19 protein-coding genes and 1 tRNA gene are annotated in these 23,924 nt (G+C 55.9%); 11 read left to right on the forward strand and 9 right to left on the reverse strand.

What is annotated here, in order from left to right; translation table 11 throughout:
• Positions 1 to 37 precede the first annotated feature (37 nt).
• Complete coding sequence (gene mmsA, locus IEW12_RS17330; RefSeq protein WP_188567323.1) at positions 38 to 1,579, reverse strand: multiple monosaccharide ABC transporter ATP-binding protein; 1,542 nt, start codon at positions 1,577 to 1,579, stop codon at positions 38 to 40.
• Positions 1,580 to 1,766: 187 nt separating this feature from the next.
• Positions 1,767 to 2,828 (reverse strand): multiple monosaccharide ABC transporter substrate-binding protein, encoded by a 1,062-nt coding sequence (gene chvE, locus IEW12_RS17335; RefSeq protein ID WP_308789145.1) that lies wholly within the window; start codon positions 2,826 to 2,828, stop codon positions 1,767 to 1,769.
• 606 nt (positions 2,829 to 3,434) lie between these two features.
• On the opposite strand from chvE, the gene IEW12_RS17340 reads away from it, so the two are divergent.
• The 4 genes from IEW12_RS17340 (at position 3,435) to IEW12_RS17355 (ending at position 8,694) form a co-directional block, all read left to right on the forward strand.
• Positions 3,435 to 5,174 (forward strand): IlvD/Edd family dehydratase, encoded by a 1,740-nt coding sequence (locus IEW12_RS17340; protein ID WP_188567325.1) that lies wholly within the window; start codon positions 3,435 to 3,437, stop codon positions 5,172 to 5,174.
• Between the two features lie 64 nt (positions 5,175 to 5,238).
• On the forward strand, positions 5,239 to 6,246 hold the full coding sequence (araD1, locus tag IEW12_RS17345; RefSeq protein ID WP_188567326.1) for an AraD1 family protein: 1,008 nt from the start codon (positions 5,239 to 5,241) through the stop codon (positions 6,244 to 6,246).
• Positions 6,247 to 6,261: 15 nt separating this feature from the next.
• Complete coding sequence (locus IEW12_RS17350; protein WP_188567566.1) at positions 6,262 to 7,839, forward strand: aldehyde dehydrogenase (NADP(+)); 1,578 nt, start codon at positions 6,262 to 6,264, stop codon at positions 7,837 to 7,839.
• Positions 7,840 to 7,917: 78 nt separating this feature from the next.
• Entirely contained in the window at positions 7,918 to 8,694 is a 777-nt protein-coding gene (locus IEW12_RS17355) for an SDR family NAD(P)-dependent oxidoreductase (RefSeq protein WP_188567327.1), read from the forward strand.
• A gap of 221 nt (positions 8,695 to 8,915) precedes the next feature.
• Here IEW12_RS17355 and IEW12_RS17360 read toward each other — a convergent pair whose 3' ends face one another.
• Positions 8,916 to 9,857: a LysR family transcriptional regulator gene (locus tag IEW12_RS17360; protein WP_188567328.1), complete on the reverse strand. Its 942-nt coding sequence runs from the start codon at positions 9,855 to 9,857 to the stop codon at positions 8,916 to 8,918.
• A 140-nt stretch (positions 9,858 to 9,997) separates the two neighbouring features.
• On the opposite strand from IEW12_RS17360, the gene IEW12_RS17365 reads away from it, so the two are divergent.
• The 6 genes from IEW12_RS17365 to IEW12_RS17390 all read left to right on the forward strand — a co-directional run bounded on the left by IEW12_RS17365 (position 9,998) and on the right by IEW12_RS17390 (position 16,319).
• Complete coding sequence (locus IEW12_RS17365) at positions 9,998 to 11,011, forward strand: 2-dehydro-3-deoxygalactonokinase (RefSeq protein ID WP_188567329.1); 1,014 nt, start codon at positions 9,998 to 10,000, stop codon at positions 11,009 to 11,011.
• A 58-nt stretch (positions 11,012 to 11,069) separates the two neighbouring features.
• Positions 11,070 to 12,794, forward strand: coding sequence for an L-arabinonate dehydratase (araD, locus tag IEW12_RS17370; RefSeq protein WP_188567330.1), 1,725 nt, complete (start codon positions 11,070 to 11,072; stop codon positions 12,792 to 12,794).
• A gap of 121 nt (positions 12,795 to 12,915) precedes the next feature.
• On the forward strand, positions 12,916 to 13,806 hold the full coding sequence (locus tag IEW12_RS17375) for an SMP-30/gluconolactonase/LRE family protein (RefSeq protein ID WP_188567331.1): 891 nt from the start codon (positions 12,916 to 12,918) through the stop codon (positions 13,804 to 13,806).
• 93 nt (positions 13,807 to 13,899) lie between these two features.
• Positions 13,900 to 14,562: a bifunctional 2-keto-4-hydroxyglutarate aldolase/2-keto-3-deoxy-6-phosphogluconate aldolase gene (locus IEW12_RS17380; protein ID WP_188567332.1), complete on the forward strand. Its 663-nt coding sequence runs from the start codon at positions 13,900 to 13,902 to the stop codon at positions 14,560 to 14,562.
• On the forward strand, positions 14,559 to 15,497 hold the full coding sequence (locus IEW12_RS17385) for an aldose 1-epimerase (RefSeq protein WP_188567333.1): 939 nt from the start codon (positions 14,559 to 14,561) through the stop codon (positions 15,495 to 15,497). Before IEW12_RS17380 ends, IEW12_RS17385 begins: the two co-directional genes overlap by 4 nt.
• Before the next feature lie 135 nt (positions 15,498 to 15,632).
• On the forward strand, positions 15,633 to 16,319 hold the full coding sequence (locus IEW12_RS17390) for a GAF domain-containing protein (protein WP_188567334.1): 687 nt from the start codon (positions 15,633 to 15,635) through the stop codon (positions 16,317 to 16,319).
• A gap of 115 nt (positions 16,320 to 16,434) precedes the next feature.
• On the opposite strand, the gene IEW12_RS17395 is transcribed toward IEW12_RS17390, so the two are convergent.
• From IEW12_RS17395 to mutL, 6 genes are all read right to left on the reverse strand, one after another.
• Positions 16,435 to 17,304, reverse strand: coding sequence for an AraC family transcriptional regulator (locus tag IEW12_RS17395; protein WP_188567335.1), 870 nt, complete (start codon positions 17,302 to 17,304; stop codon positions 16,435 to 16,437).
• 28 nt (positions 17,305 to 17,332) lie between these two features.
• Complete coding sequence (locus IEW12_RS17400; RefSeq protein ID WP_229751178.1) at positions 17,333 to 17,686, reverse strand: nuclear transport factor 2 family protein; 354 nt, start codon at positions 17,684 to 17,686, stop codon at positions 17,333 to 17,335.
• 260 nt (positions 17,687 to 17,946) lie between these two features.
• Entirely contained in the window at positions 17,947 to 19,236 is a 1,290-nt protein-coding gene (locus tag IEW12_RS17405; protein ID WP_188567337.1) for an amylo-alpha-1,6-glucosidase, read from the reverse strand.
• A gap of 623 nt (positions 19,237 to 19,859) precedes the next feature.
• A tRNA-Met gene (locus IEW12_RS17410) sits at positions 19,860 to 19,936 on the reverse strand.
• 106 nt (positions 19,937 to 20,042) lie between these two features.
• On the reverse strand, positions 20,043 to 20,987 hold the full coding sequence (gene miaA, locus IEW12_RS17415; RefSeq protein ID WP_188567338.1) for a tRNA (adenosine(37)-N6)-dimethylallyltransferase MiaA: 945 nt from the start codon (positions 20,985 to 20,987) through the stop codon (positions 20,043 to 20,045).
• 61 nt (positions 20,988 to 21,048) lie between these two features.
• Positions 21,049 to 22,917 (reverse strand): DNA mismatch repair endonuclease MutL, encoded by a 1,869-nt coding sequence (gene mutL / locus IEW12_RS17420; RefSeq protein WP_188567339.1) that lies wholly within the window; start codon positions 22,915 to 22,917, stop codon positions 21,049 to 21,051.
• Positions 22,918 to 23,200: 283 nt separating this feature from the next.
• On the opposite strand from mutL, the gene IEW12_RS17425 reads away from it, so the two are divergent.
• Positions 23,201 to 23,851 carry a VTT domain-containing protein gene (locus tag IEW12_RS17425; RefSeq protein WP_188567340.1) on the forward strand — a complete coding sequence of 217 codons (651 nt, stop codon included), beginning with the start codon at positions 23,201 to 23,203 and terminating at the stop codon, positions 23,849 to 23,851.
• Positions 23,852 to 23,924 lie beyond the last annotated feature (73 nt).

Below are 23,924 nucleotides of genomic sequence, written 5' to 3' on the forward strand. Positions count from 1 at the left end.
TTCAGATGCAATGCCGGCGGAGTCCGCCGTAGCCAGTTTATTTGCCATGATTGCCTTCTCCATTCTTGACGATTGCCCGCATGATTTTTTCCTGGCTGGCTTCCGCTATAGGAAATTCCGCGACGAAATTGCCCTCGTTCATCACATAGATGCGGTCGCACATGCCCAGCAGTTCCGGCATCTCGGATGAGATCATGATGATGCCTTTGCCTTCTGCGGCGAGCTGGCTGATGATGCTGTAGATTTCATATTTGGCGCCGACGTCGATGCCACGGCTGGGTTCGTCCAGTATCAGGATGTCCGGATTGGAGAACAGCCATTTGCTCAGCACGACCTTTTGCTGGTTGCCGCCGGAAAGATTCAATACCTTCTGGAATACATTCGAGCTGCGTATCTTCAGCTTGCTGCGGTAGTCTGCAGCGACTGAGTATTCGCGGCCTTCATCGATCACCAGCTTGCTGGACACGCCTGGCAGGTTGGCCAGGCTGACGTTGCGCTTGATGTCGTCTTCCAGGATCAGGCCCAGGCCTTTCCTGTCTTCGGTTGCATAGGCGAGGCCGTGCCGGATGGCCTTTTGTATACTGCTGACATCGATCTGCTGGCCGTTTTTCAATACCTTGCCGCTGATATTGCGGCCATAGGAGCGGCCGAAGATACTCATCGCCAACTCAGTGCGGCCGGCACCCATCAGGCCGGCGATGCCGACAATCTCGCCTTTTCTGACATTGAAGCTGACGCCCTTGATGACCTGCCGTTCCGCCTGCTCGGGATGATGCACGCGCCAGTCCTGCACTTCAAAGATGGTTTCGCCTATCTGCGGAGTGCGCTTCGGATAGCGGTCCGCCATTTCGCGGCCTACCATGTTCTGGATGATCCTGTCTTCGCTGATCGGCTCCTTGCGGCAGTCAAAACTTTCCACTGTCGTGCCGTCACGCAGCACCGTGATCGCGTCGGCCACCTTGGAGATTTCATTCAGCTTGTGCGAGATCAGGATGGAGGAAATACCCTGCTGCTTCAGTTCCAGCAGCAATTCCAGCAAGGCATCGCTGTCGCTTTCATTCAAGCTGGCGGTAGGCTCATCCAGGATCAGTAGTTTGACTTCCTTGGAGAGCGCCTTCGCAATCTCTATCAGCTGCTGCTTGCCGACACCGAGGCTGTTGACCAGGGTATTCGGCAATTCATTCAGGCCCACCTTCTGCAGCAGTTCGCGTGTCTTGGTATACGCCAGCGCCCAGTCGATGATGCCGTTTTTTGATTGTTCGTTACCGAGGAACAGGTTCTCCGCAATGGATAGCAGCGGTACCAGAGCCAGTTCCTGGTGAATGATGATGATGCCGATTTTTTCGCTATCGGAGATATCCTTGAACTGCCTTGTTTCGCCGTGATACAGAATGTCACCGGAATAGCTGCCGTGGGGATAGACGCCGCTGAGGACTTTCATCAGCGTTGATTTGCCGGCTCCGTTCTCTCCGACTATCGCGTGAATCTCGCCGCTACGAACTTGAAGATTGACATTGTCCAGCGCTTTCACACCGGGGAAGGTCTTCCTTATCCCGCGCATTTCCAGGATAGTATTCATCTTATAACCTCTTAAGTCCGCGTTCTCCCCAATAGCGGGAAAGCGGACAGTTTGTCTCAAACTCTTGATTTTATTTTGCCTGCCACAATGGATCAGACGCAGACTGGGCTCAGACCCAACGGATGCAGTGGCAGCGGCGCACTGCATCCGTTTTCAGGACATTATAGTAGTGGCTGTTAGCCCGCTATTATTTGAACTGTGCTTCTGTGTAGTAGCCGCTGCCTGTGACTAGGATCTGCTTCCAGTTGGATGCATCCACGCTGACTGGTTTCAACAGGTAGGAAGGTACTACCTTCACACCGTTGTTGTAGGTTTTAGTATCGTTGATCTGAGGCGTTTTACCGCTCAGGACAGCGTCTACCATGCCTACAGTGACTTTAGCCAGTTCACGCGTATCTTTGAACACGGTGGATTTTTGTTCGCCGCGCAGGATGGATTTAACGGAAGCAACTTCCGCATCCTGGCCGGTGACGATAGGCATAGGCAGTTTAGGTGTGCCATAGCCCACGCCTTTCAGCGAAGACAAAATACCGATGCTCAGGCCGTCGTATGGGGACAATACTGCGTCCACATGGCTGTTGGTGTAATAGGCGCTCAGCAGATTGTCCATGCGTGCCTGTGCAACAGCGCCATCCCAGCGCAGCGTGGAAACTTTGTCCATGCCGAGCTGTTTGCTGCGTACGACCAGCTTGCCGCTGTCGATGTAGGGCTTCAGTACCGACATCGCGCCGTTGTAGAAGAAGAATGCGTTGTTGTCGTCCGCGGAACCGCCGAACAATTCGATATTGAAAGGACCTTTGCCTGCTTTCAGGTTCAGTGCGGTTTCAATATAGCTGGCCTGCATGACGCCAACCTGGAAGTTGTCGAAAGTGGCGTAGTAATCCACGTTCTTGGAACCGCGGATCAGCCTGTCGTAAGCGATGACCTTGATGCCCTTGTCGGCCGCTTTTTGCAAGGCATTGGACAGAGTGGTGCCGTCGATCGCAGCAATCACCAGAACTTTGACGTTCTTGGTGATCATGTTTTCGATCTGGGCCAATTGGTTAGGAATATCGTCGTCTGCGTATTGCAGATCGGTCTTGTAGCCGCGTTCCTTGAATACCTTGACCATATTGTCGCCGTCAGCAATCCAGCGAGCGGAAGCCTTGGTTGGCATGGAAATGCCGATCGGGCCTTTTTCCTGGGCGCCTGCCAGAGGGGCGGCCGCCACGATACCGATCGCAAGTCCTGCGACCATAAATTTGATCATTTTCACAAACTGTCTCCTGTTATTTTGATGCCTGCATTTAAATATGTTGCAGCAGGCAAGCGCAGGTCAAGCTGGCTTGCCTACCTTCCCCCGCATCGACACCGGCGCGTAGCTGTGCTCCGTCACCTGTTTTTGCGATCGCAATGTGAACTGCCCGGTAGGCTCCTTCAGATATTGCCGGAAGGGAGCCTGTACTTTGGGCTTCATTTCGATGCGTGGATACTAAATTGTCTAAAGATATCTTTCTAATGACTTTTTAACTAAATTTGATATCGAATTTGGTATCTGCTGCGCTGAAAGCCCCGCGCAAAAGCCGCCAATTATGAACCTTTGCCCGCAGCTTTGCTGCCAGCATTCCAAACGTGCCTCAAAACTTGGCATGAGGGTGGTGTTTTTGACAGTTTATTGGGCAAAAACAGGCGATAGGCTGAAATTTGATATCAAATCCGGTATCAAATTGGGGAAAAAAGTCATTAGAAAGATATCTTCAGACTGTTTAGTATCCGTACACTTTACGCTTCACACTGGCTGTGATTGGGCCCGGGCAAGTTGGCCTGGCCAAGGCCAAATACCCGAAATATAAAACAAAATAGTTTGGAAACAAGTATGTCCGAGACAAAGAAAGTGCGTCTGCGCTCCGCAGAATGGTTTGGTACAGCAGATAAAAATGGCTTCATGTACCGTAGCTGGATGAAAAACCAGGGTATTCCCGATCATGAGTTCCAGGGCAAGCCCATCATTGGCATCTGCAATACCTGGTCTGAACTCACCCCCTGCAATGCGCACTTCCGCAAGATCGCAGAACACGTCAAGCGCGGCATCCTGGAAGCCGGCGGCTTTCCGGTAGAGTTTCCGGTGTTTTCCAACGGCGAGTCCAACCTGCGTCCTACCGCGATGCTGACCCGCAACCTGGCCAGTATCGACGTGGAAGAATCCATACGCGGTAATCCCATGGATGCAGTGGTGCTGCTGGTGGGCTGCGACAAGACCACGCCCGCACTATTGATGGGTGCAGCAAGCTGCGACGTGCCGGCAATCGTAGTCAGCGGCGGCCCTATGCTGAACGGCAAGCACGAAGGCAAGGACATAGGATCAGGCACGGCAGTATGGCAACTGCACGAGGCAGTGAAGGCCGGCCAGATCACTATGCATCAATTCATGTCGGCAGAGTCCGGCATGTCGCGCTCTGCCGGCACCTGCAATACCATGGGTACGGCCTCCACGATGGCCTGCATGGCCGAAGCGCTGGGCACTTCGCTGCCGCACAATGCTGCCATCCCTGCGGTTGATTCGCGCCGCTATGTATTGGCGCACATGTCAGGCATACGCATCGTGGAAATGGTGTGGGAAGATCTGCGCCTGTCCAAGGTGCTGACCAAGGAAGCATTTGAAAATGCGATACGCGTCAATGCGGCTATAGGCGGCTCCACCAACGCAGTGATCCACCTGAAGGCGATAGCCGGCCGCATGGGCGTGCCGCTGGAACTGGAAGACTGGACCCGCATAGGGCGCGAGACACCAACTATCGTTGATCTGATGCCTTCCGGCCGTTTCCTGATGGAAGAGTTTTATTATGCCGGCGGCTTGCCGGGAGTGCTGCGCCGCCTGGGCGAAGCGAACCTGATTCCGCACAAGGATGCACTGACCGTGAACGGCAAGAGCATCTGGGAAAACACCAGCGCCGCGCCTATCTATAACGACGAAGTGATACGCCCGCTGGACAAGCCCCTGATCGCAGACGGCGGCATCAGTATCCTGCGCGGCAACCTGGCCCCGCGCGGTGCGGTACTGAAACCTTCCGCCGCGTCGCCGGAACTGATGCAGCATCGCGGCAAGGCAGTTGTCTTTGAAAATTTTGACCACTACAAGCAGCGCATCGTTGATCCGGATTTGGATGTGGATGCCAGCTCGGTGCTGGTGATGAAGAATTGCGGCCCCAAGGGCTACCCCGGCATGGCAGAGGTCGGCAATATGGGCTTGCCGCCTAAGTTGCTGGCCCAGGGCGTGAAGGACATGGTGCGTATTTCGGATGCCCGCATGAGCGGTACCGCCTATGGCACCGTGGTGTTGCACGTTGCGCCGGAAGCCGCCGCCGGCGGCCCGCTGGCCATCGTGCAGGACGGTGACTATGTCGAGCTGGATTGCCATGCAGGCCGCCTGCATCTGGATATCAGCGATGAAGAAATGGCCAGTCGCCTGAAGCAATTGGGTGAGCAACCACCATTGCCGATACAGAGCGGCTACCAGCAACTGTATATAGACCGGGTATTACAGGCGGACGAAGGTTGCGATTTTGACTTCCTGGTCGGTTGCCGCGGCTCGGCAGTTCCCAAGCATTCACACTAATACTTTATTTGCCGGTGGCCGGCGGACGTCCGCTGTCCATGCAAAATAAAAGACAGGAGACAATATGTTATTGGTACAGTTTAAAGATGCGCAAGGCGCGCGCCGCGTAGGTTGCCTGCAAAACGGCAATACGGCAATCCGTGTGCTGGATGCGTATACCAGCACCTATCAACTGGCGCAGGCTGCGATTGCAAAGAAGTGCAAGCTGGAAGCCGTTGTTACTGCCGCTCTCGGCGCTACCGTTGTGGCTTACAGCGAAGTAGCAGAGCAGGGCCGCCTGCTGCCGCCGCTGGATCATACGGATAACGCACACTGCTTCGTGACCGGCACCGGCCTCACGCATCTGGGCAGCGCCGATACGCGCGATGCAATGCACAAGAAGGTGGATGGCGCGATTGAATCCCTGACCGATAGCATGAAGATGTTCCGCCTGGGCCTGGAAAACGGCAAGCCTGCCGCCGGCCAGCATGGAGTGCAGCCGGAATGGTTTTACAAGGGAGACGGTTCCATCGTCAGCGCCAGCGGCCAGGATTTGCGCATGCCTGCATTTGCGCTGGATGGTGGCGAAGAGCCTGAGATTGCCGGCCTGTACGTGATAGGCGCAGACGGCAAGCCCTACCGTATCGGTTTTGCACTGGGTAATGAATTTTCAGATCATGTCACCGAGCGCCAGAACTACCTGTATCTCGCACACTCCAAATTACGTACCTGTGCGGTAGGCCCGGCACTGCTGGTGGGCGATTTGCCGTCGCACGTAGCCGGTACCTCGGGCATACGCGATAGCCAGGGTGCGATGCGCTGGCAAAAGCCTTTCGTCAGCGGAGAAGACAATATGTCGCATACGATCTCCAATCTTGAATACCATCATTTCAAATATCCTTTATTCTGCCGTCCGGGCGATGTGCATGTGCATTTCTTTGGCACTGCCACACTGAGTTTTGCTGAAGGCATTAAAGTGGAACAGGGAGAGAGCTTCGAAATAGAAGTCGAAGCCTTCGGACCCCCTCTGCGCAACCGCCTGGTCGTCGATGCCGAGCCGGCCTTTGTGCAGAATCTCGTTACAAGCTTATAAACTGAAAGAATTATGTTGAATATTACAGGCGAGGCGCTGATCGGCGCTGCAAGCGTACGCGGTACAGGCGAAGCATTTCGCGCGTTTTCCCCAGTCAGCGGCGAGGATCTGCAACCGGAATTTCATACCGTAGGCCTGGCGGAAATAGCCAGCGCAGCCACGCTGGCACAGGCGGCTTTTGATAGCTACCGCGAAACCGACAAGGACAGCCGTGCGCGTTTCCTGGAGACGATAGCCGAGCAGATACTGGAGCTGGGCGATGAGCTAATCCAGAGGGCTATGGCGGAAAGCGGCTTGCCGCGCGCCAGGCTGGAGGGCGAACGCGGCCGTACCGTTGGCCAGTTGAAACTGTTTGCTGAAACGCTGCGCGAAGGTTCGTGGCTGGACGCACGGCTGGATACGGCTTTGCCGGAACGCGCAATTCCACGGCCGGATATCCGCATGCGCATGATAGCGCTGGGCCCGGTAGCGGTGTTTGGCGCCAGTAATTTCCCATTGGCTTTTTCAGTTGCAGGCGGAGATACCGCATCGGCGCTGGCTGCCGGTTGCCCGGTGGTCGTGAAAGCGCATCCGGCGCACCCCGGTACTTCCGAGCTGGTAGGGCGGGCGATACAAAAGGCGGTTGCCCTGTGCGGCTTGCACGAAGGCGTATTCTCACTGCTGACCGGCATAGGCAATGGCCTGGGCGCCGACCTGGTACGTCATCCTGCGATACAGGCGGTGGGCTTTACCGGGTCCCGCCAGGGTGGCTTGGCACTGATGGCGATTGCCGCCGCCAGGCCGCAGCCTATTCCCGTATATGCGGAAATGAGCAGCATCAATCCTGTTTTCCTGCTGCCGCAGGCGCTGGCAAGCCGCGGCGAAGTGATTGCAAGCGGTTTTGCAGCATCGCTGACTTTGGGCGTAGGACAGTTTTGCACCAATCCAGGCCTGATACTTGGCATCAAGGGTAAGGACTTTGAACGTTTTGCAGAGCAGGCGGCGCAGGCATTGGCGGCGGCACAGCCCGGTACCATGCTGACGCCCGGCATTTCCGCTGCCTATCAGCGTGGTGTGGATGGCCTGGCCCGGCATCCCAAGGTCAAGACCTTGAAGCAGCGCGCTGCGGCTACGGCATCATGCCAGGCTGCACCCGCCTTGTTCATCACCGAGGCCAGCGACTTTTTGGCAGAGCATGCGCTGTCCGACGAAGTGTTTGGCCCTTCTTCGCTGCTGGTGGCATGCAAGGATGTCGCAGAGATGCGCCAGGTAGCGGAAAAGCTGGAAGGCCAATTGACCGCGACGCTGCAAATGGATGACGCAGATACCGAAATGGCGCTGGGCTTGCTGCCTGTGCTGGAACGCAAGGTCGGCCGCATCCTGGTCAATGGTTTCCCTACCGGCGTGGAAGTGTCCACCGCGATGGTGCATGGCGGCCCTTTCCCTGCGACGTCGGATAGCAAGAGTACATCGGTTGGAACGGCAGCGATCTTCCGTTTCCTGCGCCCGGTATCCTATCAAAACATGTCGCAGGCCTTGTTGCCGGCAGCATTAAAGGACGGCAATCCTTTGCAGATCTGGCGGCGCAAGGACGGCCAGCTCGGCAGGGCATAGGCACGATAGGTACGGCCAGCCTGCAGGAGCAGGCAAGATAAAATTTAACTAAGTAAGCGCAACAAAGGGGACAATAAAATGAGTGGCAATCTTCAATTGGCACAATACGGCAGCCTGAAGGGCAAGCGGGTTTTTATCACCGGCGGCGGCACAGGCATCGGCGAATCACTGGTGGCGGCATTTGCAGAGCAGGGCGCAAAGGTCGCCTTCGTTGATATCCAGAAGGATGCCAGCGAGGCTTTATGCATCAAGCTGAAGCAGGCCGGTCTGGAGGCGCCGCTGTTCCGCCATTGCGATATCACCGATATCCCGGCGCTGCAAAAAACCATGCAGGAACTCGCCGCAGAGATCGGCGATTTCGATGTGTTGGTGAATAACGCCGCAAATGACCAGCGCCACAATCTGGAAGAAGTGACGCTGGACTACTGGAACGAACGTATCGCGATCAACCAGCGCCCGATGTTCTTCACCAGCCAGGCCGTTGTGCCCGGCATGAAGAAAAAAGGCGGCGGCTCCATTATCAATGTCAGCTCTATCTCCTGGCATATCAAGGGTGCAGGCTACCCTGCATACACAACGACCAAGGCCGCAGTCATCGGCCTGACCCGCGGCCTGGCACGCGACCTCGGTCCGCATAACATCCGTGTCAATACGGTCACGCCCGGCTGGGTCATGACAGAGCGCCAACTGGCGCTGTGGGTGGATGAACAAGCGGAGAAAGATATCAAACAAAACCAATGCCTGCCGGACAAGCTGCTGCCTATGCATATTGCCCGCATGGTGTTGTTCCTGGCATCCGACGATAGCGTGATGTGCACGTCGCAGGAATTCATCGTTGACGCCGGCTGGAGTTAGGCCTGCTCGGCATTACTGAGTAAGTGGTGTTGAGTACTTGATTTTTCTTCACCAGCCGGCACTGTGGGTGTTTTGCAGCGCCTCCTTGCCGCATGCGGTTGGCTCCACAACTGCATGGTCCTTGCTTAGCCGGTTCGGGTTCTCCCCCTAGACCGGCGGCGGGATAGAAGCAAGGCCGGCTTTTAACCACTCTCCTTCATTTGAATGAGAGTGGTTTTTTTCTAGTACATTTCCTTGGCGGCGACGCGTATGGCGTCAAGCAATAGTCTTGCGCCCGGCGACAGCAAGTGGCTGCGCCGCGTGATGATACCGAACGCATCCATCTTGATCGGCAGCTCTATTGGCAAGATGCTCAGGATATTCAGTTGCGCATAGTAGCGCGCCACCTCCACCGGCAGCACATGCAGGAAATCTGTCTGTTGCAGCAGCGATGTGATCATCAGGATGGCGGTGGTGTCAATCACGTTTACCGGCGGCTCCAGCCCCTGTTTGCGGAACATCATGTCGCAACGATGGCGCAGCACGCTGCCCTGCGGCGACAGTATCCAGCCTTCCTTGACCATGTCCTTCAGTTCCAGCCCCAGTGCACCTTCCAGCGGGTGGCCTACGCGGCCGACCGCGCACACCGGTTCCTCTGCCAATTCTTCGTACAGCAGGTCGGAGCGGTCTTCCTGATCCAGGATGCGGCCCACCATGAAATCCAGCGTGCCGCGCTGCAGGCGCTTCAGCAGGATATTACTGGTTTCCAGTTGCACGCCTATGCGCAGCATGGGTGCCTGCTGCTTGACGCGGGAAATGGCGCGCGGCAGCAAGGACATGCCGGGTGTCATGATGACGCCGGCCTCCACCTGGCCGGACAGGCCGGATTTGAGCGCGACGATATCTTCATGCGCCAGCGACAGGCTGGTGAGCGCCATTCTTGCATGGCGTATCATCGTCTCGCCGTAGATAGTCGGCTGCATGCCGCGCGGTGTACGGTCAAATAGCTGGATTTCCAGCATATCTTCCAGGTCTTTCAACTGCTTGGAAGCGGCCGGCTGGGTCATGTGCAGTGCGTCTGCCGCCCTATGGATGTTTCTTTCCTCATCCAGCGCAATCAGCAGCAACAATTGACGGGTCTTGAGCCTGGCGCGCAGGAACCAGTTCGAATTGGTATTTTCCACGTGTTTTCTTTATGGCAAGAATGGTAGCGAAGCTAGTGACCATGATATCAGAATCGATATTAAAACTACCGAAATATTGATTGGAAAGATATTAAGCCCGGTTTTAACATAGCTGCCATCCCGACTTGGAACACGGCTTCATGAATATTGTCACTATTGATACAGGAACGACCAATACCCGCAGCAGCCTGTGGATAGATGGGCAACTGAAGGCACAGGCTCACGCGGAGGTCGGTGTGCGGGATACGGCGATCAACGGCAGCAATGCCGCATTGAAGCAAGCTGTGCGCGATACCGTGAACGGCGCCCTGTCGCAGGCAGGCTTCGCCGAAGAGCAGGTGGACCTGATGCTGGCGTCCGGCATGATCACTTCCAATGTCGGCCTGTCCGAGATACCGCATTTGCCGGCGCCGGCAGGCTTGCAGGAGCTGGCGCAGGGCATGCAGAGCGTGGTCATGCGTGAAGTGTTTCCGCAGCCGGTATGGTTTATACCCGGCGTACGCAATAGCGTCGACAAGGTCGGCCTGCACAACCATGAAGCGATGGACATGATGCGCGGCGAAGAAACCGAGGCCATGGCCTTGCTTGCGCGCCTCAAGCTGCAAGGGTCGGCAATGATCATCCTGCCGGGTTCGCATACCAAGCTGGTATCGATAGACAATGAACAGCGCATCGTCGGCTGCGCCACTTCCATCGCCGGCGAGTTGCTGCAGGCGATCACCCAACATACCTTGCTGAAAAAATCGGTGGAAGGCGAATTTGCCAGCGAACTGCATCCGGAGATGCTGCTGGCCGGTGCCGCTGCCGCGCAAAGGACAGGATTGGCGCGCGCCTGCTTCAGCGTGCGCATCCTGGATTTGTTCACTGAGTCGCAATTGAATGAAAAAGCCAATTTCCTGCTGGGCGCAGTATTGAGCGGTGATCTGCTGACCTTGAAGAACAGCAGCGCGATACGCATGCGCCCGGACACCAGCATTATTATTTCCGGCAAGCCGATGCTGAGGCAGGCGCTGGCATTGCTGATCAAGGAAAACGGATTCTTTTATGGAAAACAGATCGTCGTCAATGACGAGGATCAGGATAACCTCGCAGGCTTTGGCGCAATCACGATTGCGGCAGCGCGCGGACTGGTTCCGCAGGCAGCTGCACAGTAAGAACATTAGTACATACGACGTAACATTAAAACAGAACTTTCAGAGACAGATCAGAAACATGACACAAGCTAAGAAACCCCTACGTTCGCACGCCTGGTTTGGCGGCGATGATAAAGACAGCTTCATCCACCGTAGCTGGATGAAAAACCAGGGCTACCCTAGCGATGCCTTCGACGGCCGGCCCGTCATCGGTATCTGCAATACCTGGTCCGAGCTTACACCTTGCAACGGCCATTTCCGTGAGCTGGCAGAATCGGTCAAGCGCGGCGTGCTGGAAGCGGGCGGTTTTCCTGTCGAGTTTCCTGCGATGTCCCTGGGTGAATCCAATCTGCGCCCGACGGCAATGCTGTTCCGCAACCTGGCGAGCATGGACGTGGAAGAATCGATACGCGCCAATCCTATCGACGGCGTTGTACTGCTGACCGGCTGCGATAAAACGACGCCGGCCCTGCTGATGGGCGCTGCCAGTTGCGATCTGCCTACCATCGTATTGTCCGGCGGCCCTATGCTGAACGGCAATTACCGCGGCAAGCCTATCGGCTCCGGCACCGATGTCTGGAAATTTTCTGAAGACCTGCGCGCAGGCCGCATGACATTGAACAGTTTCAAGCAGGCAGAATCCTGCATGTCCCGCTCCACCGGCCACTGCATGACCATGGGTACAGCCTCCACCATGGCCAGCATGGTCGAAGCTCTGGGCGTGACTTTGCCGGGCAATGCGGCGATTCCTGCCGTCGATGCACGCCGCAAATTGCAGGCGCAACTGACAGGCCGCCGCATCGTTGATATGGTGCACGAAGACTTGAAGCTGTCTCAAATCCTGACCAAGCAGGCATTTGAAAATGCCATCATGGTCAATGGCGCGATAGGCGGTTCCACCAACGCAGTAGTCCATCTGCTGGCGATTGCCGGCCGCATCGGCGTTGACCTGACACTGGCCGACTGGGACAGGCTGGGCCGCGAAATCCCTTGCTTGCTGAACCTGATGCCGTCCGGCCAGTATCTGATGGAAGATTTTTACTACGCAGGCGGCCTGCCTGTGATCATCAAGGACTTGCTGCAAAGCCTGCATGGCGATGCACTGACCGTGACCGGTCAAAGCCTGGCAAAAAATGTGGAAGAGGCAGAGAACTTCAACACGGACGTAATTCACTCGGTGAATACGCCGTTTAAGGAAGAGGGCGGTATTGCGGTATTGAAAGGCAATCTGTCCCCACGCGGCGCAATCATCAAGCCATCTGCGGCAACGCCTGATCTGATGCAGCATCGCGGCCGCGCGGTCGTGTTCAACAGCATAGAACACTACAAGGAAAGAGTGGATGATCCGGATCTGGATATCGATGCGAGCTGCATCATGGTGCTGCAGAACTGCGGCCCCAAGGGTTATCCAGGCATGGCGGAAGTCGGCAATATGGGTTTGCCCAAGAAATTGCTGGAACAGGGCGTACGCGATATGGTGCGCATTTCCGATGCACGCATGAGCGGCACCGCCTTTGGCACTGTGGTCTTGCACGTGGCGCCGGAAGCGGCGATGGGCGGCCCGTTGGCGCTTGTGCGCGATGGCGACATGATAGAACTGGATGTGGCAGGCCGCCGCTTGCACCTGGATGTGAGCGATGAAGAACTGGCCCGCCGCCAAAGCGAGTGGAAGGCACCGGAGCCTGCCATGCGCGGCGGGTACCAGGAAATGTATATCAAGCATGTATTGCAGGCTGATCAGGGCGTGGATCTGGACTTCCTGGTGGGTTGCCGCGGTGCAGCAGTACCGAGAGAATCGCATTGACGCAGACGGTGATACGGCCATTAAGATAAATGATGGCCTTAGTATTGCCGTACCATAGTCATACTATAAGTACGGCAATAGTCATACAATGCGCTGACCCTCAACCAAACTCTGTGCGACCATGAGCCAAGTAAATCTGCTAGTCGATGCCAAGAACCAGTTAGGCGAATGCGTGCTGTGGTGTGACCGCACCCGGCGCGTATTCTGGACCGATATCCAGTCCGCTCGCCTGCATGCGCATTCCCCAGTAAGCGGTGAGACGCAGACCTGGGAGTTGCCTGAGCGTCTGTGCAACTTCGCTTTTACCGAAGACAGCAACCGCCTCCTTGCAGGGTTTGCATCCGGTTTTTCATTTTTTGATTTGACCACCGCGGCCATCACGCCGATTTGCAAGGTGGAAGCCGATTTACCAGATACCCGCCTGAATGACGGCCGTTGCGACCGTCAGGGGCGCTTTGTCTTTGGCACCATGAATGAAGCAGAAGAGAAGACAGCCATAGGCAGTTTCTATCGCCTGAATGCGGACCTGTCGCTGGAACGCCTGCCGCTGCCGTCTATCGCGATAGCGAATAGCATCTGCTTCAGCCCGGACGGTAATTCCATGTTCTATTGCGATTCCATGCAAGGCATTATCCATCGCTGGGACGGTTATGGCAGCGGCAATACCGATGCCGGCCAGTTCCATATATTTGCCGATTTGAGTGCCGATACGGGCGCACCGGATGGCTCCTGCATCGATGCGGAAGGTTTTCTATGGAATGCCCAATGGGGCGGCAAGCGCGTTGTGCGCTATGCACCCGACGGCCGCGTTGACATCAGCCTGGATGTGCCAACCTCGCAGCCTAGCTGCGTATGCCTGGGTGGCGAGCAACTGGATCAGCTATTTGTCACCACGGCCCGTGAGTCGATGTCGGAAGAGCGTATCGCCAGGCAGCCGCAGGCCGGCGGACTATTCCATGCACAGTTGCAAGGCATACGCGGGCTTGCAGAAAACCGCTTCATCACTGGCTAACATCTTGATATGAACGCTTCTGATGTGAGGGGCGCATCAAGAACCGCAGCAAGATCACGCCAAGGCCACATCAAGCACTACACTAAGGATCACATGCTGAAACACACATTATTCCAGGCCATACTCGATCGCGGCATGGTCGCCATTGTCAGGGCCGATACCGCAGACGCGGCATTGCAACTAGCAGAGGCCTGCATCGCAGGCGGCATGGATGCGCTGGAAATTGCATTCACTACGCCGGATACGCTGGATGTGATCAAAACCCTGCGCCAGCGCCATGGCGATAAAGTATTTCTCGGTGCCGGCACGGTGCTGGACCCGGAAACCGCGCGCCTGGCCATCCTGGCCGGCGCCAAGTTCATTATTTCGCCCAGCGTCAGCACAGAGACCATACGCCTGTGCCAGCGCTATCAGGTATTATCCATGCCCGGTGCAATGACGCCAACCGAGATATTGACAGCGCTGGAAGCAGGTGCAGACATCATCAAGGTTTTTCCTGCGGAAGCCTTCAGCCCGGCCTATATCAAAGCGTTGCGCGCGCCGCTGCCGCAAGCGCCGCTGATGCCCACCGGCGGCGTTACCCTGGAAAATCTGCACTTGTGGTTTGAGCAGGGCGCGGTTGCGGTCGGCATAGGCGGCAGCCTGACTGCTCCCGCTGCAAAAGGCGATTACGCCGCAGTGACAGCCAATGCAGCGGCCTTTGTACAGCGCATGGCCGGTATACGTCAAAAACAATCGGGCTCGAAAGCATCATGAGCGAGGGCGCCAGCATCCAGGAGCAGCCGTTGCTGATTAAGCTCAGCAATGGTGATCTCAGGGTAAGCATCGCACTGGAAGCTGGCGGCTCTATCGCCAGCTTTTATCGTTTACGGCACGGTATCCAGACACATTGGCTGCGGCCTGCCAGCGAGCTTGCGTTGAAAAACAAAAGTGCCGAGGGCATGGCCAGCTTTCCCATGATCCCTTTTTGCAACCGCATACGCGATGGCAAAGCGGTATTCGATGGCCGGCAGGTCTCTGTACCGTCCGGCGCGCGGCGCCACCCCTTGCACGGCTTCGGATGGACCCGCGCATGGAGTTGCGTGCAGCACGAAGCAGCGTCTGCAAGCCTGCACCTGGATTTTCCCGGTCCGGATAATGACAACGGTGGCTGGCCTTTTAAATTCAAGGCAAGCCAGCATGTCAGCCTGACGGAGCAGGGCTTGTTCATCACGATGGAAGTGAAAAACACCGATAATGTTCCCATGCCACTGGGCATAGGCCATCATCCTTATTTTGTGCGCGAACCCGACACCCGCCTGACGCTGTCCGCGCAAGGCATGTGGCAGGGCGATCATGAAGTGATGCCTACCACGCTGGACCAGCCGCCTTTGTTGCAAAAGCTGAAGGAAGGCATACGCGTCGATGATTTTGCGTTGGATAATAACTTCGCAGGCTGGGACCGTATTGCAAATGTGACCTGGCCTGCAAGCGATGCAGGCCCCGCACGCAGCATGAAGCTGCAGGCTTCGTCGCCGTTTGACTATGTAGTGCTTTACACGCCTGCCGGGCAGGATTTCTTTTGTGTGGAGCCTGCCAGCAATTGCACAGACTGGCTGAACCTGGCATCGCATACCCAGGCAGAAAAAGGCGGGGCGGTGGTAGCTCCGGGAGAAGTCTATACGGCTGGTTTTAGCCTGCTGGTCGATTGAGCCTGGTTCTTCCTATCTAATTCCAGAGGGCTAGCTTGCAGCTGGCCCGCACAAGTTGGGGTTTCCCCCGCAGCTAAATCCGATTCCCGTTTTCTGATAGACTGAGCCGTTTTTTCAATTGCCGGAATTTCTATAATGTCTCTCGAGTCTTATCTCATTAACAGCGGTATCCGCTTGTCTGAATTGCCATCCGATTTTGCGGAGCAGGTTTCGCGCTACCAGCAGCAATTGCAGTCCGCCATTGCAACGGCTGCATCCGAGCCGCAGTGGCAATATCAGGTTCCTGAGCTGGGTGAGGGCGGCTCCTGCTCGCTGTTCGGCCAAGCTGCACCGGAACCGTATAACCTGGAAGCGACCCTGGGCGGCAAAAGCCCGGCCAAGCTCCGCTTATTGCAGCAAGTGACAGCCGTAGTGAATTTTTATCAGCAGCACAGCCGCAGCCAATGGTTTGGCGTCTATCAAAAGCTGGTCAATCCGCAAGGTGAGACGGTATTGGCCAAGCTGGCGTATTTCGGCGCAATGTCCAGGGCGGAATTCCCGCTTACGCCTGAATTTGCTGCGATCAGCAACAACAGCACTGTAGGATTGAGCGGCAAGGGGCGCATCATCAATAACGTGGAGTCCTATGTCGCTGCCGGCGGAGAGTATTACACCTGCGACCCCAAGGTACAGGCAGAAGCCTGCCTGCCGCTATTGGCGCAGGATGGGAAGGTGCTGGGCATTATCGATTCGGAAGCCTTCGAGCAAAATATCTTTTCCGGATCGGAACTGGCGCTTCTGATTGCGGTGACTACCAGTTTGCCGGCGTTGTTGCAGGATTGATAGAGTGCCCGGGCAACGCACGTCGTTGACCCGATGTCTCTGCGTTTCAAATCAGCTGCGCGCTAGTTCGTTTGCATGAAAAGCGGGACCTTGCATGCCCACTAGGAGTGTCGCGTCAAGCAATCGGAATTGCGTAGCGCATCTGGGAATTTTCGGACAGTGGATCGAAGCTGGCATCGTAGATTTCCAGATCGGGGCCGCCGTTATGGCGGTATTCAGACTGGCATAACCAGCTCGAATAAATAAAATCAACCGTCTGGTCAACCAGCTTGCCTACGCCGCGATGCAGAAACGTCGCATAATTTGTAGCCGGGATTTCAATCTTGTGCATGCCCGCAGGTAGCGCATCTATTTGCCGTACTTCGATGGCGGCATAGTACTCCAGTTCGTCGGAGTCTCCTGCCGCTGGCAGTACAACACCATAACAGCATCCCGGCACGGTATGTTCCACCTCCGCTAGTCGTGCGATGAAGCGTTCCCACAGCGGAGGAAGTTGCTCGCCCAGATTATTCTTGTCCGAGTCGCTGCCATAAAAGCGCGTGTGCATGCCAACCAGCAGCATCGCCGGCCGTGTATCAAGTTCGGGAATATGCTCCATGTTGTGGTGGATATGGCGCAGATAGCTCTCGTCTATTTTCAGCTTGCGCACGATAAGATTACGCCGCCCGCGCTGGCGGAATTCATTCGGCGTCAATGCGTAGTGTTCTTTGAATGCCCGCGTGAATGCTTCCTGGCTATTGTAGCCAGCCAGGATAGCGATATTGAGAATGCCCATGCGCGTTTCCAGCAATTTGTCCAGTGCATTGGCTAGGCGCCGCGCGCGTATATAGTTCTTCAGCGTTTCCTTGGTCAATGCCTTGAAAATACGCTGATAGTGCCATTGGCTCAAACCAGCTTCCCGCGCCACCGTCGCCAACGGAATGTCCTCCTCCAGATAGGTTTCGATGAAGTCGATGCCTCGCTGTATTTGATTCAGATAGTTCACCGGCATCCCATCACAGCGCTGAAAAATATTAGATATCGAAGAAGCCGCTTATTGTTACAAGCTGGCCTGCTTCATTGTAATGGCCTACGCTGACACCGTCACCGATGAGCTTGCCTTGTGCATCAAGCATATCCCACTGTGCAACGCTCTGCCCATGATGAAAGCGGAAACGGCGCGTGACAAAATGTGCGCCGGGTAGCTGTTGATGGAAATTTAACATATAGGCAATCAGCTCGTCCCGGCCGCTGACCTTGGCCAGCGGGTCCTGGTAAGTGCATTGCTGTGCCAGAGTGGCTGCTACAAGCGGATGTTTGTCGTCGGCACTTTCTGCCTTCCAGGCGGAAGTGTACGTTTCCCAAACTTGATGATGATCGATTTGCATACTGGATTCCCGCTTGATTGGTAATGCAGGCATGGTGCATCAAGGCTGCGCATCAGTTTTGATATTTTGTGCTGTCGCCGCATAAAAACCGGAAAAGTCCCGACACAAAGAATTTGCGCCGCTGAAACAAAAACGCCAACCTGGATAGGTTGGCGTTGCCTGAGGTATGTTCCTGGTAGCCAGGGGCTGAGCTAGGGCCACAGCCAGGCAGAATTCCTGTCGTCTGCGCTAGCAATTTTCAGGCATCAGCCAGTTGGATATCAGTGCTGCGCTGCCCATGCCTGGAGCATGTCGATTGCCTTGACAAGTTGCCCCGCAGAGCCCCGATAGTCGTTCGATCCTTGCTTGATCCCGTCGGGGGTATACCATTCGTAGAATGCATCGTCCCGAACTACCCGGTTCAGCATGGGAGCAAGCTCCTGGTAGGCAAGCTGCACTTGTCCGCGCGCGATCATCTGCTGAATGATACGCGCGCCGAACCATGGCCAGTCGCCGCCGTTCTGGTACACGTATTCCGACCCCATATGCGGGTTCTTGAAGAAGCCTGCCGGATAAGGCGGATAAAGGCTGACACCGATGCTTCCTGATTTGGAATCGATCTTGTTCTTGATCATCCGAGTAAAAGCCTGATCGACTTCGGCTGGCAGCAGCAAACCGGCCTGGATGGCCACGGCTGTGCCGCCCTGAAAATAAACCCGCGACTCGTCGAAATCGGCCGGGATAGGCGATCCCTTTTCAAGATAGATGTGTGGGATGAACTGCGTGCCATTCCACAAGTAAGCCCGTACTGCGCTACGTAAATCGCGCTCCCGTCCGGCCCAGGCGCTGGCATCGCGCGCGGCTGCTTTTTCCAGGGTTTGCATGTCGACCAGGGCCAAAGTCAGCATGGCATTGTCATAAATGCTGAGGCTGGGATGGCTGGCCGCATTCAAGATTGTGCCGGGAGAATCCTCGGGCTGCACATCACCCCAATCTGCCCGCGTGCCGCCGAAAATCAGTCCGTACTTGCTTGAGTACCGTTGCGTGTAGAGGAACATCATGGCATTTTCCAGCCGCCCCATTGCAGAAACACCGCGGATATCTTCCGACAAAAAGGCTTTGTCGCCGGTGATTGCTACGTATTTGGCGACAGCCTGAACCAGGGAACTCTCCTGGTCGCTCTCGACCGTATTCTTGTAGCTGGATCCATTCTGGGTATCGATCGCGTCAAGGATGTTTCCATCGTCGGCCTGGTGGTCCAGGAATAGCCGAAGCTGGGACCGCACGATAGGCGCTCCCTGCGCTTCGATGGCGAGTTCGACAAAGGTATTGAGATCGCGGATAAACACTTCTGCATAAATGCTGCCTGCAGATGAGCCCGTGGCAATAAGTTGCTTGGCTTTGGCGCGGATCAGAGGCAACTGCGGGTCGTTACGGATGGCGCTGGCGAGCTTGGCGTCGGCCGAAGGTTCAGCCGGCGGTGCGACAGATGACTGATTCCCGCCTGAACATGCCGCCAGGAGCAAGCTCAAGGCCAGCATCAAGGGGCGAACTGACAACGATTTCTTCATGTCATGCGACCCCTCCCTGGGCCTGTCCTGCACTGGAAAATATCTGAAAACTGGTGTGATGATTACAACTTCAATGTCCTGAATTATCACGTGTTCTACAGATGTAGTCAATCTGATAATTTATTTCGGGAAAGCTAAAAACCTGCCCTATAGTCTTTGGTGACTGAGGACGGCGTGGGGGCGAACTAGCTTAGATACTAGAGGGGCATAGCTAGGGGCAGGATTGCCGGTGCAAGGATTCCAGTTGCCTGCTCTGGATAACTTCCGTAAAAGATAAGTTGATAAATTGCGGATCGTTTGAGGTGCGGCAACTTATGTGAATGGGTAAGTGATTCGTGGCGGCAGTTTCAGTCGCGCGACTTAGTATTCATGGGGCGGCTATGAGCAACCAATTGGAGATCCGTTTGGCTTTGCCGTTTTGGATTGGATGTGGGGGAGCGACACGATCAGCTTCAGTGTTTTACAGATGCCTATTTTTTTGGATGCAAGTAGGCGCTCGAAAAAGTACAGCAAAAAACTTGAATGTGAGTGGGCATCAGAAGACTTCATCAAACAAAAAACCCGCATCAGCACTGGGCTAGAAGCGGGTTTTAAGACGTCAAAGAAGCTCTTTAACGTAGATCTGGTGGTGATAGGTGGACTTGAACCACCGACCCCAGCATTATGAGTGCTGTGCTCTAACCAACTGAGCTATATCACCAAGAAGCCTGCGATTATGCCATTCCGGTATTAGGGTGTCAAGCCTATGGCTAATATTTCGCCAAATATAGTTAAAACGGCATGCTGTCTGGCTAATCCTGGCTTCGTTATTCTGTCGCCTGGCTATTCTGCAGGACCAGTTGCAGCACTTGCTGGGTTGCGTCCGGCTGCAGGCAGTCGATGACGATGCGTTCCGGTATTGAGCGCAACCAGGTGAGCTGGCGTTTGGCTAGCTGGCGGGTGGCGATAATGCCGAGTTCGCGCATTTCTTCCATGCTGCAATTACCGTCCAGATAGTCCCATGCCTGCCGGTAGCCTACGCAGCGTATCGACGGCAAATTAGGATGCAGGTCGCCGCGCTGGCGCAGTGCGCGCACCTCATCCAGGAAGCCTTGTTCCAGCATGGTGTCGAAGCGGGTGGCGATACGCTGATGCAGAGCTGCACGGTCCGAAGGTTCCAGCGCGATGGACAGCATTTCAAAGGGGCGTGCGGGCCGGGTTTGCTGTGCCAGCAAGGTGGACATGGCCTGTCCGGTCAGTGTGATGATCTCCAGTGCGCGCTGTATGCGTTGCGAGTCGTTAGGTTTGAGGCGGGCGGCTGTGATGGGGTCCAGTGTGGCCAGCCTTGCGTGCTGGCCAGGTACGCCTATGCGGGCCGCTTCTGCATCCAGTTCTGCGCGCAGCGCAGGATCTGCCGGCGGCAGATCGTCCAGGCCGTCCAGCAGGGCCTTGAAATACATCATAGTGCCGCCCACCAGCAACGGCAGTTTGCCGCGGCTCTGGATGTCCTTGACCAGGCTTTGCGTATCGTCCAGGAACTGGGCTACCGAATACGATTCGCTGGGATCGATGATGTCGATCAGGTGGTGCGGCACCGAGCCCAGCTCGGCGGCATTCGGCTTGGCCGTGCCTATGTCCATCTCACGGTATACCAGCGCGGAATCGACGGAAATGATTTCGGATGGAATATGTTGCGCAATCTGTAGCGCCGCCGCCGTCTTGCCGGAAGCGGTGGGGCCCATGATGGAGATTATTTTTGCGGTGCTGCTCATTGCGGTCTTGTCTGGCTAAGGCGGAAACTGGAGTGGAAGCTGGGGCGGAAACTACATGCCATCATTGGCCGCGCAAAAACATCTTGTCCAGGTCGTTCAGGCCCAGTTGTACCCAGGTTGGACGGCCGTGGTTGCACTGGTCTGCGCGCTCCGTATGTTCCATCTGACGCAACAGCGCATTCATTTCCACCACGGTCAGGCTGCGGTTGGCGCGCACGGCGGTATGGCAAGCCAGCGTGCCCAGCAATTCGTTGCGACGGTCTATCAATACGCGGGAGCCGCCGTATTCCCGCACCTCGCGCAACACATCGCGCGCCAGCGACTGGGCGTCTGCATTTTTCAGCAGTGCCGGTACTGCACGCACGGCCAGCGTGGTCGGCGAGATCGCTGCAATATCAAAGCCCAGCGATTGCAGGATGGCCTGGTTTTCTTCCACGGTGCCGACCTCGACTGCGTCTGCATAGAAGGTAATCGGGATCAGCAGCGGCTGCACCGGCATGCTGTTTTCGTCCAGTGCGTTCTTTAGCTGTTCATACAGGATGCGTTCATGCGCGGCGTGCATATCCACCAGCACCAGGCCCTTGGTGTTTTGTGCCAGCACATAGATGCCATGCAGTTGCGCCAGTGCGAAGCCCAGCGGATGATCGTCTTCCGGCAACGTATTGCCGGCTGCCCGCGAAAACACAGGCTCGAAGCCGGAGGGTGCAGTTGCCGTGTTGGGATTTGCATACTGAGTAATTTCGCCATCCGCATTGGTGAAGGTACTGCCGCCGCCGGGATTAAATAGTGCACCATAGCTGGCCGTGGTCTGCGCTACACCCGCGCCATTGGAGTTGCCGTAAAACTGAGAGCCAAAGCTGGCCTGCTCGGCGCGCATCCACGGCATTGCGCTGGTGCCGGCCTGTACCGGTGCCGGCACGGTGCCAAAGGCGGTCGCCGAAGTCTGTGCCAGTGCGCGGCTGACTGCATGGAAAACAAACTGATGCACAGCGCGGCTATCGCGGAAGCGAACTTCTATCTTGGATGGATGCACGTTCACGTCGACCAGGGCCGGGTCAAGGTCCAGCGCCAGCACATAAGATGGATAACGATCGCCGTGCAATACGTCCTGATAAGCGGCGCGTACCGCATGCGTCAACAACTTGTCGCGCACAAAGCGGCCGTTCACATAAAAGAACTGCGCGTCGGCGCGTGCCTTGGAGGCAGTCGGCAGGCCGACAAAGCCGTGTACCCTGAGCGGGCCGGCACTCTCATCCAGCGGCAAACGGGCATTGGCGAAATTTTCGCCCAGGATATGGGCGCTGCGTTTGTCGATAGCTGCCACGTTCCAGTGGTCCACCGTTTTGCCGTTGTGGGCCAGCGAGAATGATACGTCAGGGCGGGCCAGTGCGATACGGCGCACGACTTCGGCACAGTGGCCGAATTCGGTCTGCTCCGACTTAAGGAATTTGCGCCGGGCCGGCGTGTTGTAATACAAATCCTGCACATCGACCGTCGTGCCATGGGCGCCGGACGAAGGGCTGATCTTGCCGTTTTCTATCTGCCAAGCATGAGCGGCATCGGCAGTGCGGGTAGTCAGTGTCAGTAATGCAACCGAGGCAATAGAAGCCAGCGCCTCGCCACGAAAACCAAGCGTGCCTACATTTTCCAGATCCGTCAGCGAGGCAATCTTGGACGTTGCATGGCGGGCCACGGCCAATGTCAGTTGATCCGGATGTATGCCGCGTCCGTTGTCGGTAATGGCAATGCGCTTTACGCCGCCTTCTTCCAGGCGCACGGTGATCGCCGTGGAACCGGCATCAAGGGCATTTTCCAGTAGTTCTTTGACAACAGCGGACGGGCGCTCCACCACTTCGCCTGCGGCGATCTGCGAGATCAGTTGGTCGGGGAGGGCCTGGATAGGGCGAAAGGGCGTTTGAGGTGCATTCATACCTAGATTATAACCTTGAGAAGCATCCTAAAGCCTGATTCCCCGTCTGGAACGAGGGGGTGAGTTTTTAACCTTACAAAGATGTCATATTGGAGTTTTTCCGCCTGCATGGTGTATGATTGCGCCGCAACAATCGTACGATCCGGTCACAGAAGCCGGGCGCAACCGGGAACGAACAATTCAAACCGCAATGTGCACGTCGCATACGCTGCCGCGTCCTTTTTGGGCGACTCGGCCTGTTGTGCGCTCTGGCTTGAATTCGAGATAGTACCTAAGGATAGTTATGGATTTTATGCAGTTGTTGGACATGATTTTGCATGTCGACAAAATGTTGGGTACCTTGATTGATCAATACGGGACTTTGATCTACTTCGTACTGTTTGCGATCATCTTTTGCGAAACCGCTTTTGTGGTCTTCCCTTTTTTACCCGGCGATTCCCTGCTATTCATCGCCGGTGCAATGTGCGCGCGCGGCTTGATGGATCCGGTGCTGTTGATAGTCTTGCTGATCATTGCCTCCATTGCGGGCAATTCGCTGAACTACTGGATAGGCAGCCTGATCGGGCACAAGGTGCTGGAACATGACTATCGCTGGATAGACAAAAATGCATTGAATAAAACCCATGCTTTTTATGAAAAGCATGGCGGCAAGACGGTTGTGCTGGCCCGCTTCATCCCGCTGGTGCGTACCTTCGCTCCTTTTGTTGCGGGTGTGTCTGAAATGACTTTCAAGACCTTCCAGATCTACAACGTGGTGGGCGCGCTGCTGTGGGTATTGTCGGTCGTGTTGAGTGGCTATTTCTTTGGCAATATTCCGCTGCTGCGTGATCATTTGAATACCATTATTCTGTTAGGTGTTGCTGCTGCCGTCGTGCCTGTGGTTCTTGGTGCAGCCTGGAGGCTGCTAAAGGGAATGACTGGTAAAACACGCTAAACGCGTTCAGCCCCAGGCTGGCCTGGCAAGGATAAAAAAACAGCAAGCTTATAGCTTGCTGTTTTTTTATGCA

The sequence above is a fragment of the Parundibacterium terreum genome (genome assembly GCF_014636315.1).
GTDB classification, from domain to species: Bacteria; Pseudomonadota; Gammaproteobacteria; order Burkholderiales; family Burkholderiaceae_D; genus Undibacterium; species Undibacterium terreum.